The organism is Streptomyces sp. NPDC002265 (genome assembly GCF_040296125.1).
GTDB lineage: Bacteria > Actinomycetota > Actinomycetes > Streptomycetales > Streptomycetaceae > Streptomyces.
The window spans coordinates 1-12,447 of record NZ_JBEOWS010000024.1; the positions used below are offsets into that span (position 1 = coordinate 1).

8 protein-coding genes and 2 pseudogenes are annotated in these 12,447 nt (G+C 72.4%); 2 read left to right on the forward strand and 8 right to left on the reverse strand.

Annotated elements, in window-relative coordinates; all coding sequences use genetic code 11:
• Positions 1-53: 53 nt before the first annotated feature.
• The 5 genes from ABT085_RS06885 to ABT085_RS06905 are packed head-to-tail and all read right to left on the reverse strand — an operon-like array spanning position 54 to position 8,082.
• Positions 54-1,280 (reverse strand): nitrate/nitrite transporter, encoded by a 1,227-nt coding sequence (locus ABT085_RS06885; RefSeq protein WP_351602953.1) that lies wholly within the window; start codon positions 1,278-1,280, stop codon positions 54-56.
• The gene (narI, locus tag ABT085_RS06890; RefSeq protein ID WP_351602955.1) at positions 1,277-2,005 is read right to left on the reverse strand and encodes a respiratory nitrate reductase subunit gamma; all 729 of its coding nucleotides are present in this window, start codon (positions 2,003-2,005) and stop codon (positions 1,277-1,279) included. The genes ABT085_RS06885 and narI overlap by 4 nt, the downstream gene beginning before the upstream one ends.
• Positions 2,002-2,616, reverse strand: a complete 615-nt coding sequence (narJ, locus tag ABT085_RS06895; RefSeq protein WP_351602957.1) for a nitrate reductase molybdenum cofactor assembly chaperone — start codon at positions 2,614-2,616, stop codon at positions 2,002-2,004. The genes narI and narJ overlap by 4 nt, the downstream gene beginning before the upstream one ends.
• Positions 2,613-4,403, reverse strand: coding sequence for a nitrate reductase subunit beta (narH, locus tag ABT085_RS06900; RefSeq protein WP_351602959.1), 1,791 nt, complete (start codon positions 4,401-4,403; stop codon positions 2,613-2,615). The genes narJ and narH overlap by 4 nt, the downstream gene beginning before the upstream one ends.
• A 1-nt stretch (position 4,404) precedes the next feature.
• A complete protein-coding gene (locus tag ABT085_RS06905) occupies positions 4,405-8,082 on the reverse strand; it encodes a nitrate reductase subunit alpha (RefSeq protein WP_351603033.1) in 3,678 nt (1,225 codons plus the stop codon).
• Positions 8,083-8,389: 307 nt separating this feature from the next.
• On the opposite strand from ABT085_RS06905, the gene ABT085_RS06910 reads away from it, so the two are divergent.
• Entirely contained in the window at positions 8,390-8,581 is a 192-nt protein-coding gene (locus ABT085_RS06910) for a DUF5999 family protein (protein ID WP_351602961.1), read from the forward strand.
• 37 nt (positions 8,582-8,618) lie between these two features.
• On the opposite strand, the gene ABT085_RS06915 is transcribed toward ABT085_RS06910, so the two are convergent.
• The 3 genes and pseudogenes from ABT085_RS06915 to ABT085_RS06925 form a co-directional block, all read right to left on the reverse strand.
• Positions 8,619-9,017 (reverse strand): RidA family protein, encoded by a 399-nt coding sequence (locus ABT085_RS06915; RefSeq protein WP_351602963.1) that lies wholly within the window; start codon positions 9,015-9,017, stop codon positions 8,619-8,621.
• A pseudogene (locus tag ABT085_RS06920) lies at positions 9,014-9,775 on the reverse strand (acyl-CoA dehydrogenase family protein); the annotation flags it as partial. The pseudogene ABT085_RS06920 and the gene ABT085_RS06915, both read right to left, overlap by 4 nt.
• Before the next feature lie 483 nt (positions 9,776-10,258).
• Positions 10,259-10,669 (reverse strand): annotated as a pseudogene (locus ABT085_RS06925) (acyl-CoA dehydrogenase family protein); the annotation flags it as partial.
• A 137-nt stretch (positions 10,670-10,806) separates the two neighbouring features.
• On the opposite strand from ABT085_RS06925, the gene ABT085_RS06930 reads away from it, so the two are divergent.
• Positions 10,807-12,408, forward strand: coding sequence for an AMP-binding protein (locus tag ABT085_RS06930; protein ID WP_351602965.1), 1,602 nt, complete (start codon positions 10,807-10,809; stop codon positions 12,406-12,408).
• The last annotated feature ends 39 nt before the right edge of the window (positions 12,409-12,447 follow it).

A 12,447-nucleotide genomic window follows, 5' to 3' on the forward strand; every position in this document is an offset into this window, starting at 1 on the left:
GTTCGTACCCGGGTCCGGCGGGGCGCGGCGGCTTGTCCGGGGCCTTCGCGGACTCAGGCCGACTGCCGTTCGCGGCCCACTTCGCGCATGCGGCCGAAGGAGTAGACGCAGCCGGCCAGGGCGAGGTCGGAGAGCAGCATGAAGCCGATGGCGTAGGAGCTCTTGGCGCTGTAGACGGCGCCCATGACGAGGGGCGGGACGAAGCCGCCGAGTCCGCCCATCGCGCCGACGATTCCGGTGACGCTGCCGACCTTCGGCGGCGGGGTGACCCGCGCGACCATGGCGAACACGCTGCCGCTGGTGGTGCCGAGACCGGCCGCCATCACCAGGAGGAAGATCGTTCCGCCCGGGACGAGCTGGGGCTCGAAGGCCTGGCAGACCGCCAGGAGCCCCACGAGGCCGAGGGCCCAGGCGGTGACGACGGCGGGGTGGACGCGGTCGGACAGCCAGCCGCCGATCGGCCGGAAGATCACGGTGATGAGCGCGAATCCGGCGGCCCGGGTACCGGCGTCGGTGGGCGACAGGCCGTACCAGGTCTTGAGGTACGTGGGCAGGTAGACGCCGAACGCGACGATGCCGCCGAACCCGATCGCGTACAGGGCCGCGAGCTCCCAGGTGACCCGCAGGCGCCCGGCGTCGCCCAGCCGCTTGCCCAGCGAGGTGGTGGGGACGACGCGGTCGGGACGGTCGGTGAGGAGGAAGAACTCCACGACGGCCATGACGGCCAGGGCGATGGCCAGCACCACGAACGGCAGGCTCTCGCCGTGCTTGTAGATACGGGGGGTGAAGTAGCCGGAGAGGGCGACGCCGCCCATGCCCGCGCCGAACACGCCGACGGCGAAGCCGCGACGGGCGGGCGGGAACCAGGAGTTGACGAGGGGGACGCCGATCGCGAAGGTCGTGCCGCCCAGGCCGAGGAAGAAGCCGACGACGAGGAGACCCGCGTAGGAGTCCTTCACGACGATCAGCAGCAGGACGGGCACGATGGTCAGCGCGCTGACGAGCGGGAACATGAGCTTCGCGCCGAGGCGGTCGGTGAGCGCGCCGACGGGCACCCGTCCGAGCGAGCCCACCAGTACGGGGACGGCGACCATCAGCGACTTCTCGAAGGAGCTCAGCGAGAGCTTCTCGCCCAGGGACGTCGCGAGCGGCGAGATCAGGTTCCACGCCCAGAAGGAGATGGCGAAGCCGATCGTGGCGACGACCAGGTTGCAGTAGGCGGCGCCGGGCACCGCGGGGCTCTCGGTGGTCCGAGGGGTCCGGGCCGTCCGGGCGGTCACTGCACACGCTCCCATCCGGGCCGCTCGGAACGGGTGCCGAGCTGACCGCGTTCACGGCTGCGATAGACGATGTAGGGGCGGAAGAGGTAGGGCACGGGGGCGCTGAACATGTGGATCAGCCGGGTGTAGGGGACGAGGGCGATGAGCAGGCACCCCACGACGACGTGGATCTGGTAGGTGACCGGCACGCCGTCCATCAGCGCGTGGTCCGGATGCAGGGTGAAGACACTGCGCAGCCACGGGGCGACGGTGGTGCGGTAGTCGTAGCCGTGGCCTCCCGCGTGGGTGAGTTTGGCGATCATGCCCAGCAGGATCGCGGCGAGCAGCACGACGTACATGAGCTTGTCGTTGCGGGTGGTGGCGAGGAAGACCGGCCCGTTGGTGCGGCGGCGGTAGATCAGCAGCGCGATGCCGGCGACGGTGGCCAGGCCCGCGAGCGTGCCGGTGTACAGGGACAGGTAGTGGTACGCGGACTCGCTCACCCCGAGCGCGCTGGTCCAGGAGTCGGGGACGAACAGTCCGACGAGGTGGCCGACGAGGACGAAGAGGATGCCGTAGTGGAACACCGGGGACGCGATCCGCAGCAGCCCGGACTCGTAGAGCTGCGAGGAGCGGGTGGTCCAGCCGAACTTGTCGTAGCGGTACCGCCAGATGATCCCGCCGACGAGCAGGACGATCGTGACGTACGGCATGGCTGTCCACAGGAGACTGTCGGCGAGGCTCATCGGGGGACGACCTCCAGCAGCGGGGTGCCGAACGGTGCGAGCCCCACGTCCTCGCGCGGCGGCCCCTTGCGTGCCATGGCCCGGGCGGCGGCACGGTCGCGCGGGGAGGCACCTGGCAGGGTGGCGACGAGCGCCCGCAGGACATCGGTCCAGGGGGACTCGGCGTCGGCGAGGGCGAGGCGCAGCAGTTCCAGCGCCGGGCGGTGCTCGCGCAGGAGGGTGTCGGTGCCGGTGAGGGCGCAGAACTCGCAGACGGCCGGGAGGAAGTCGGGGAGTTCGCCGGTGTCCGCGTACTCCCATCCGTGCTCCCGGTAGATCTCCTTGAAGCGCACCAGGGACCGGCCGCGGCGGCGGGTGTCGCCGTCGGTCCACCAGGTGAGGTACAGACAGCGGCGGCCCGAGAAGTCGAAGGTCCGGACGTAGTCCTGCCGGAGCCGTTCGGGGTCGGTGCTGCCCGCATGGTCGAGGAAGGCGCACAACTCGCTTCTGCCCGGCCCGGGTTGTTCGTCCAGGGCGGCACGCAGGACGCTCAGCCCGGCGTGGAACTCGCCGTCGGGGTAGACCAGGCAGCGGGCGGCCGCCGCGTGGACCACGGCGTGCGGGGTGGTCATCTCTCCTCCTCGTCTCGCTTGTCGTGCCTGTCGTGCCTGTCGTGCCTGTCGTTCTCGTCGTTCTCGGGTGAGGGCGGGGCGGCGCCGGGCTCTCCCGGTTTTCCGGGGAACAGGCCGGCGGGGTGGCCCCGGCCGTCCCAGTTGAGGAGGTTGACGCGGCTGTGGGCGGGGTCGGCGGGCGCGTCGGCGCTCTGGCGGTCGCGCAGGACGTGGAAGTTCTCCACGGACATCGGCCGCGGCCCGCCGGACCCTTCGCCGTAGGGGCCGGAGCCGACCGTGCCGGAGCCGCCCATACCGGGCCCGCCCGCGTAGTCGAGGCTGCACCCGTCGGGCAGGACGGACTCCTCCAGGCGCCGTGCGTCGCCGACGGCGGCGGTGGGGATCACGTACCGCTCCTCGTACTTGGCGAGGGCGAGCAGCCGGTACATCGCGTACATCTCCTCCCCCGACATGCCGACCGACCGGGCGGTCTCCTCGTCGACCGGGGCCGGCCCCGAGGTCTCGCCGGCGAGCAGCCCGGGGCGCATCGCGCCGCGCATGGCCGCGAGCTTCTCCAGCGAGGCGCGGACGGGAGCGGTGTCGCCCGCGGTGAACAGCTCGGCGAGGTACTCCAGGGGGATGCGCAGGGTGTCGATCGCGCCGAAGAGGTTGCCGGTGTCCTCGCCGTCGAAGCCGGTCTCGGTGAGGGCCTCGACGACCGGGGAGAGCGGTGGGATGTACCAGACCATCGGCATCGTGCGGTACTCCGGATGGAGCGGCAGCGCCACCTTGTACCTGCTGATGAGCGCGTGCACGGGTGAGCGGCGGGCCGCGTCGATCCAGTCCTGGGCGATACCGGCGCGTTCGGCCTCCCGGCGTACGACGGGGTCCTCGGGGTCCAGGAACACGCCGAGCTGGGCCTCGTACAGGTCGGTGTCCTCGGGGGCGGAGGCCGCTTCCAGGACCTTGTCGGCGTCGTAGAGCATGACGCCGAGGTAGCGCAGCCGTCCGACGCAGGTCTCCGAACAGACGGTGGGCAGGCCGACTTCGAGGCGCGGGTAGCACAGCGTGCACTTCTCGGCCTTGCCGGTGCGGTGGTTGAAGTAGACCTTCTTGTACGGGCAGCCGGTCACGCACATGCGCCAGCCCCGGCACTGGTCCTGGTCGACCAGCACGATGCCGTCCTCCTCGCGCTTGTACATCGCGCCGGACGGGCAGGAGGCCACGCAGGACGGGTTCAGGCAGTGTTCGCAGATCCGCGGCAGATAGAACATGAAGGTCTGCTCGAAGGCGAACCTGACCTTCTCGGAGGCCTGTTCACGGACCTTGGCCACCATCGGGTCGAGCGCGCCGTGCTCGCTGACGCCACCGAGGTTGTCGTCCCAGTTGGCGCTCCACTCGATCTCGAAGGGCTTGCCGCTGAGGAGCGAGCGCGGTGCGGCGACGGGGATGTCGTCGCCGAGGGGTGCGTCGGTGAGGTCGGCGTACTCGTACGTCCACGGCTCGTAGTAGTCGCTGATGGTGGGCAGTCTGGGGTTGGAGAAGATGTGGGCGAGCTTCGAGAACCTGCCGCCGCCCTTCAGCTTCAGCCGGCCGTTGCGGTTGAGCTCCCAGCCGCCCTTCCAGGTCTCCTGGTCCTCGTAGCGGCGCGGGTATCCCTGTCCGGGGCGGGTCTCGACGTTGTTGAACCACACGTACTCGACGCCGCCGCGGTTGGTCCACGCCTGTTTGCAGGTGACGGAGCAGGTGTGGCAGCCGATGCACTTGTCGAGGTTCATGACCATCGCGATCTGTGCCATGACGCGCATGTCAGTACTCCACCGGTTCGGTGCGGCGCCGGACGACCGTGATCTCGTCGCGCTGGTTGCCGGTCGGCCCCAGGTAGTTGAAGGCCCAGCTCAACTGGGCGTATCCGCCGATGAGATGGGTCGGCTTGAGCAGCAGCCGGGTGAGGGAGTTGTGGGTCCCGCCGCGCTTGCCGGTGGTCTGGGTCCTGGGGGTGGCGACGACCCGGTCCTGCGCGTGGTGCATGTACACCGTCCCCTGTGGCATGCGGTGGCTGACGACCGCGCGGGCCGCGACGACGCCGTTGCGGTTGACCGCCTCGATCCAGTCGTTGTCGCGTACGCCGATCGCCTCGGCGTCCTGCGGGGACATCCAGATGTTCTGGCCGCCGCGGGAGAGCGACAGCATGAGGAGGTTGTCCTGGTACTCGGAGTGGATGGACCACTTGCTGTGCGGGGTGAGGTAGCGGACGGTCACCTCCGCCCGGCCGTCGCCCCCGGTGGAGACCCGTTCGCCGAACAGCCGCCGCATGTCCAGCGGCGGCCGGTAGACGGGCAGCGCCTCGCCGAGTTCGTGGATCCAGTCGTGGTCGAGGAAGAAGTGCTGGCGGCCGGTGAGGGTGTGCCAGGGCTTGGCGTGCTCGGTGTTGAGGGTGAAGGCGGTGTAGCGGCGCCCGCCCGACTCGCTGCCGGACCACTCCGGGGAGGTGATGACCGGCACGGGGGCCGCCTGGGTGTCGGCGTACGTGATCCGCTTGCCCTCGTGCTCGGCGGCGAGGTGGGCCATCGGCTGTCCGGTGCGGCGCTCCAGGGTGCGGAAGCCCTGGGTGGCGAGGTGGCCGTTGGTGGTGCCGGACAGGGCGAGGATCGTGTTCGCCGCCTTGACGGCGGTGTCGAGGAGCGGCCGTCCCACCGCCGGTCCGGCCAGCCGCATGCCGTGCCGGTCGGCGAGCAGCCGCACCTCCTCCGCCACGTCGAACGCGATGCCCTTGACCGGCAGGCCGAGCTTCTCCGCCAGCGGGCCGAGGGTGGCCATCTTCTCGCCGATCGCACCGTAGTCCCGCTCCACGACGGTCAGTTGAGGCATGGTCCTGCCCGGTACGGGTTCGCACTCGCCCTTGCGCCAGTCCAGCGCGACGCCCCCGGGCTGTGCGGTCTCGCCCGGGGTGTCGTGCTGGAGGGCGGTGGCGACGAGGTCGCGGCGCACCCCCAGGTGCTTCGCCGCCATCGCGGAGAAGGCCTGGGCGAGGGCGTGGAAGGCGGCGAAGTCGGTACGGGCCTGCCAGGGCGGGTCGACGGCCGGGGTGAAGGAGTGGACGTAGGGGTGCATGTCGGTGCTGGACAGGTCGTGCTTCTCGTACCAGGTCGCGGCCGGCAGGACGATGTCCGACATGAGGGTGGAGGACGTCATGCGGAAGTCCAGTGACAGCAGCAGGTCGAGCTTTCCCTCGGGCGCCTTCTCGTGCCAGCGCACATCGCGCGGCCGCTCCCCGGGCCCGGCCTCCTGGGCGCCGAGCGAGGAGGTGGTGCCGAGCAGGTGCTTCTGGAAGTACTCGGCGCCCTTCGCCGACGAACCGAGGAGATTGGCCCGCCAAAGAGTCACGATCCGTGGCCAGTTGGCGGGCGCGTCCGGATCCTCTCCGGCGAACCCCAGTTTTCCTTCCCGGAGTTGGTTCACCGCGTATCCGACCGGGTCCTCGTCGCCCGCCTCGTCGCACAGGTCGAGCGGGTTGCGGTCGAACGTCGGGTAGGAGGGCATCCATCCCGAACGGGTCGCCTGGGCAAGGCAGTCGGCGGCCGCCATCCCGGCGAAGGCCCCGCTGCCGAGCGGGGAGGCGAGGGTGTCGGCGCGGTAGTGGTCGTAGCGCCACTGGTCGGTGTTCAGGAACCAGTAGGCGGTGCCGATCGCCTGGCGCGGCGGACGGGACCAGTCGGACGCGGCGGCGAGGGTGGCCCAGCCGGTCGCCGGGCGGCACTTCTCCTGGCCGACGTAGTGCGCCCAGCCGCCGCCGTTGCGGCCCTGGCAGCCGGTGAGCTGGAGCAGGGCGAGGAAGGCCCGGTAGATGGTCTCGGAGTGGAACCAGTGGTTCGTGCCGGCGCCCATGAGGATCATGCAGCGGCCCCGGGACCGCTCGGCGGTGTCCGCGAACTCCCGCGCGGTACGGACGGCCGCCGCGGCCGGGACGGACGTGTGGACCTCCTGCCAGGCCGGGGTGCAGGGGACGGAGGCGTCGTCGTACCCCTTCGGCCAGGTGCCGGGCAGTCCGAGGCGGCCGACGCCGTACTGGGCGAGCAGCAGGTCGTAGACGGTCGTCACCAGACGGCCGCCGACCCGGACGGCAGGGACGCCGGCGACCCGGACCGCCCCGCTGCCCTGGCCGTGCGGCCCGCCGTCGGTGTCGAAGCGGGGCAGCAGCACCTCGGCCGGGACGGCTCCGCCCCGGCCGTACAGGGAGAGCCGGGGCTCCAGGTCCCCGAGTTCCAGGTTCCACCGGCCCTCGCCCGACTCGGTCCAGCGGAAGCCGAGCGAACCGCCGGGGACCTCCGGGCGGCCGGTCCGGTCGTCGAGGACGACGGTCTTCCACTCCGCGCCCTCCGCGGTGTCGCCGAGGTCGCGGGCACGCAGGAACTTGTCCGGGACGTGCCCGCCGTCGTGCTCCCGCAGGGTGACCAGGAACGGCAGGTCGGTGAAGCGCCGGACGTAGTCCGTGAAGAACGGCACCTGCCGGTCGACGAAGAACTCCTTGAGCACGACATGGCCCATCGCGAGGGCGAGCGCTCCGTCGGTGCCGGGGTGGGGGTGCAGCCACTCGTCGGCGAACTTCGTGTTGTCGGCGTAGTCCGGGGAGACGACCACGACCTTCTGGCCGCGGTAGCGCGCCTCGGCCATCCAGTGCGCGTCCGGGGTGCGGGTGACCGGGACGTTGCTGCCCCACATCATCAGGTACGCGGCGTCCCACCAGTCCCCCGACTCGGGGACGTCGGTCTGGTCGCCGAAGACCTGCGGGGAGGCGACCGGCAGATCGGCGTACCAGTCGTAGAACGACAGCATGGGAGCGCCGATGAGCGAGTGGAACCGGGCCCCGGCGGCGTGCGAGACCATCGACATCGCGGGGATCGGCGAGAAGCCCGCGATGCGGTCGGGCCCATGGGCCTTGATGGTGTGGACGTGCGCGGCGGCGGCCAGCTCCACCGCCTCGTCCCAGCTCGCCCGCACCAGACCGCCCTTGCCGCGCGCCCGCTGGTAGCGGCGGCGGCGCTCGGGGTCGGCCTGGATGTCGGCCCACGCGGTGACGGGGTCGCCGGTGCGCGCCTTCGCCTCCCGGTACATCTCCAGCAGCACGCCGCGGACGTACGGGTAGCGCACCCGGGTCGGCGAGTACGTGTACCAGGAGAAGGCGGCCCCGCGCGGGCAGCCGCGCGGCTCGTACTCGGGGCGGTCCGGGCCGACGCTCGGATAGTCCGTCTCCTGGGTCTCCCAGGTGATGATGCCGTCCTTGACGTACACCTTCCACCGGCAGGAACCGGTGCAGTTGACGCCGTGCGTGGAGCGCACGACCTTGTCGTGGCTCCACCGGTCCCGGTAGAAGACGTCACCGCTGCGCCCGCCCTCCTTGGAAAGGGTGCGCAGATCGGCGGAGGTCTCACCCCGCCGGAAGAACCGCCCGGTACGCAGCAGCAGGTCACTGGCCCTGCCGTCCATCCCGCCGGCGCCCGGGGTCTTGGTCGCGGGCACGGATGCTCCTCTCGGCCGGTGCCACCCCAGCGCACCACCGCCGCACGGTGTCCGCACGCGCGCGGAGCCGAAAGGGTGATCACCGCGCGGGCGGAGAGGCGGCTGCCGTCGGCGGATCGGCATCGTCCGTCCCGGGGACGTCCGAGAGTTGTCCTGGTGCTGTCACGCTTCGCGGCGGACTGTTCCGCTCGGTGCGCCGCGCGCGCATGGTCTTCTCAGGCGAGGGCGACGACAGCGCCGCCGACACTCCTCGCGTCCCAGGTGGAGGTGCACCATGTGTTCACACCGGTCCTCGTGCCCGTCCGCGGACGCCGCCGCGCACATCGTCTCGGCCCATCCCGAGCAGGGCTGGAGCCTGCTGTGCAACGGCGCGATCGTCTTCGACGACAGCGGCGAACTGCTCCCCGACGGCAGCGTGATCGCACCCCACCGGGTGTTCGCCGACGACTTGACCGTGGCGGCCTGATCCACGCCGGTCTCCGGTCTCCGTCGCCCCTACGGCGCTACACCAGCACGGCGAAGCCGTCGAGTTCGACCAGCGCCTGTTCGTCCCACAGCCGCACGGCGCCTACGACGGCCATCGCCGGGTAGTCGCGTCCGGCCAACCGCCTCCAGATGCGCCCGAGTTCGGGGGCGCGGGCGCGGTAGTCGGCGAGGTCCGTGGTGTACACGGTGACCCTCGCCAGGTCGGCGGGGGTGCCGCCGGCGGCCTTGAGCGCGGTCAGCAGGTTGGTGAGCGCCCGCTCGAACTGCTCGGGCAGGTCCGCGCCGACGACCGTGCCGCCCGGGTCCAGCGCGGTCTGGCCGGCCAGGAAGACCAGGCGCGACCCGGTGGCGACGACGGCGTGCGAAAAGCCGGTCGGCGGGGACAGTTCGGGCGGATTGACGCGCTCGGCGGTCACTGCACCTCCAGTTGGGCGTACAACTCCTTGGCGATGATGCCTCGTTGGACCTCGCTCGCGCCCTCGTAGACGCGCGGGGCGCGCACCTCGCGGTAGAGGTGCTCCAGCAGGTGGCCGCGCTCCAGCGCCCGTGCGCCGTGCAGCTGGACGGCCGTGTCGACGACGTACTGGGCGGTCTCGGTGGCGAGCAGTTTCGCCATGGCGGCACGCCGGGGGATGTCCGGGGCGCCTTCGTCGTACGCCGTCGCCGCCGCGTACACCATCAGGCGGGCCGCCTCCGTGCGCAGCGCCATCTCGGCGACCTGGTGGGCGACGGTCTGAAGGTCTCTCAGTTTGCCGCCGAAGGCGTCCCGTCGGGCCGTGTGCAGCACGGTCGCGTCCAGGGCGGCCTGGGCCATGCCGACGGCGAAGGCACCGACGCTGGGCCGGAACAGGTTCAGGGTGTCCATGGCGACCCGGAAGCCGCGGTCGGTCCCGCCGAGCACGTCGTCCGCGGTGACGGGTACGGCGTCGAAGCCGAGGGCGCCGATGGCGTGCGGGGAGATCATGTCCAGGGCGGTTCCGGTGAGGCCGGGGCGGTCGGCGGGGACGAGGAACGCGGTCACGCCGCGGGCGCCCGCGCCGGGGGTGGTGCGGGCGAAGACGGTGTAGAAGTCGGCTTCGGGGGCGTTGGAGATCCAGCACTTCTCGCCGGTGAGCCGCCAGCCGGAGGAACCGTCGGGCTCGGCGGCGAGCGCGGCGCCGTCCCGCACGGCACCGTGCCTCGCATCGCCGTCCCGCGCATCGCCGTCCCGCACGGCACCGTGCCTCGCACCGCCGTCCCGCGCATCACCGTCCCGGGCATCACCGTCCCGCGTGCCCCCGTCCGGCACAGCACCGCCCCGCACATCGCCGCCCCGCGCATCGCCGTCCCGCGCATCACCGTGCCGCGCGCCGCCGTCCCGCACGCCGCCGAGCCTCGCGCCGCCGTCCCGCGCATCACCGCCCCGCGCGCCGCCGTCCGGCACAGCACCGCCCCGCACATCGCCGTCCCGCGCATCACCGCCCCGCGTGCCGCCGTCCCGCACGCCGCCGAGCCTCGCGCCGCCGTCCCACGCATCACCGCCCCGCGCATCACCGCCCCGCGTGCCCCCGCCGGAGGCGGCCACCGCGCCCACCTCGGCGGGTTCCGTCGGCCGGGGCGACGCCGTCGCGCGCGCCCCGACCCGTTCCGCCCGCAGGGCCGTCGCCATCGCGGTCGTACCGACCGGTTCCGCCCGCAGGGCCAGCGCCGCCGCGTCCGAGCCCGCGCCGGGCTCGCTCAGCGCGAACGCGGCCACCGCGCTGCCGTCGGCCACCCGGGGCAGCCAGCGCTCGCGCTGGGCGGGGGTGCCGTGGGCGTGCACCGGGTGGGCACCCAGGCCCTGGAGGGCGAGGGCCGTCTCGGCCTCGGTGCAGGCGTACGCCAGGGACTCCCGCAGCAGACAGAGGTCGAGCGCGCCGGCGGTGAACAGGCGGGCCAGCAGGCCCAGTCGGCCGAGCTCCGCGACGAGCGGCCGGTTGACGCGCCCCGGCTCACCCCGGTCGGCGATCGGACGCAGCCGTTCGGCGGCCAGGGCGCGCAGTTCGGCACATCGGACGGTATGTTCCGGTTCGAGCGCGAATGCGGGCATCGCCGGTCCTCTCTCCTGACCTGTACGGCCACTCCCACCCCCGACGGTATCGCGTACCGTTGACTGTCGTCACCAAGGCGATACGCTCCTTGCGCGAGCCCAAACGACGCCCACGACGGCAAGGGGGCGAACCGCCCATGGCCGGCCCGATCCACTCCGCGCACGTCGACACCTTCGCGCGCGACCATCTCCCGCCGCCCGAGCAGTGGCCCGAACTCCACTTCGACCTGCCGGAGCTGTGCTACCCCGAACGGCTGAACTGCGCCGCCGAGCTCCTGAACCACGCCGACCCCGGCCGCCCGGTGTTCCGCACCCCCACCGCCGGGACCTGGACCTACGGGGAGCTGCGCACCCGGGTGGACCGTCTCGCCCATCTGCTCACCGGTGACCTCGGCGTCGTCCCCGGCAACCGCGTCCTGCTGCGCGGCCCCACCACGCCGTGGCTGGCCGCCTGCTGGCTGGCGGTGCTGAAGGCGGGCGCGGTCGCCGTCACGGTGCTGGCACAGCAACGCCCGCACGAGCTGCGCACGATGTGCGAGATCGCGCAGGTCCGGCACGCGCTGTGCGACATCCGGGCCGTCGACGACCTGGCCAAGGCGGAGGTGCCGGGCCTGCGGATCACGACGTACGGCGGTGACGGGCTCGACGACCTGCTCAACCGCCCGGCGCCCGGCACCCCGTACCGGGCCGTGGACACGGCGGCCGACGACGTCGCGCTGATCGCCTTCACCTCCGGCACCACCGGCCGCCCCAAGGGCTGCATGCACTTCCACCGGGACGTCCTTGCCGTCGCGGACACCTTCTCCCGGCAGATCCTCCAGCCCCGACCGGAGGACGTCTTCGCGGGCAGTCCCCCGCTCGGCTTCACCTTCGGGCTGGGCGGTCTCGTGGTCTTCCCGATGCGGGCCGGCGCCAGCACCCTGCTGCTCGAACAGGCCGCCCCCCGGCAGCTGTTGCCCGCGATCGCCGAGCACCGGGTCTCCGTGCTGTTCACCGCGCCGACCGCGTACCGCGCGATGCTCGCCGAGCTGGACGGGCACGACGTGTCGTCGCTGCGCCGCTGTGTCTCCGCGGGCGAGAACCTGCCCGTGGCCACCTGGCGGGCCTGGCACGAGCGGACCGGGCTGCGGGTCATCAACGGCATCGGCGCCACCGAGCTGCTGCACATCTTCATCTCGGCCGCTGACGAGCACATCCGGCCCGGCACGACCGGGGTGCCGGTGCCGGGCTGGCACGCGCGCGTGCAGGACGGGAGCGGGAACCCGGTGCCCGACGGGGAGCCCGGACTGCTGGCGGTGCGCGGCCCGGTCGGCTGCCGCTACCTCGCCGACCCGCGGCAGCGGGAGTACGTGCGCGACGGCTGGAACATCACCGGCGACACCTATGTCCGCGACCCCGACGGCTACTTCCGCTATGTCGCCCGCGCCGACGACATGATCATCTCGGCCGGGTACAACATCGCTGGACCGGAGGTCGAGGACGCGCTGCTGCGCCATCCGGACGTCGTCGAGGCCGCGGTGGTCGGGCGGCCCGACGAGGCGCGCGGACAGGTCGTGGTGGCGTACGCCGTGCTGCGGGAGGGCGCACGGGCGGACGCGGAGGCGCTGCGCGCCTTCGTCAGGGAGGAACTGGCCCCGTACAAGTGTCCGCGCGAGATCGTCTTCCTGGACGCGCTGCCGCGCACGGCGACCGGCAAGCTCCAGCGCTTCCGCCTGCGCACCGAGGGTGACCAGCAGTGATGCACCCGATGGTGCCCCGCGACGGCCGCGACGACCTAA

Bases quoted from the DNA above. Each gene is read 5' to 3' on its own strand.
- narI (WP_351602955.1), bottom strand. From the start codon at position 2,005: ATGAGCCTCGCCGACAGTCTCCTGTGGACAGCCATGCCGTACGTCACG.
- narJ (WP_351602957.1), bottom strand. From the start codon at position 2,616: ATGACCACCCCGCACGCCGTGGTCCACGCGGCGGCCGCCCGCTGCCTG.
- narH (WP_351602959.1), bottom strand. From the start codon at position 4,403: ATGCGCGTCATGGCACAGATCGCGATGGTCATGAACCTCGACAAGTGC.
- ABT085_RS06905 (WP_351603033.1), bottom strand. From the start codon at position 8,082: ATGGACGGCAGGGCCAGTGACCTGCTGCTGCGTACCGGGCGGTTCTTC.
- ABT085_RS06910 (WP_351602961.1), top strand. From the start codon at position 8,390: ATGTGTTCACACCGGTCCTCGTGCCCGTCCGCGGACGCCGCCGCGCAC.
- ABT085_RS06930 (WP_351602965.1), top strand. From the start codon at position 10,807: ATGGCCGGCCCGATCCACTCCGCGCACGTCGACACCTTCGCGCGCGAC.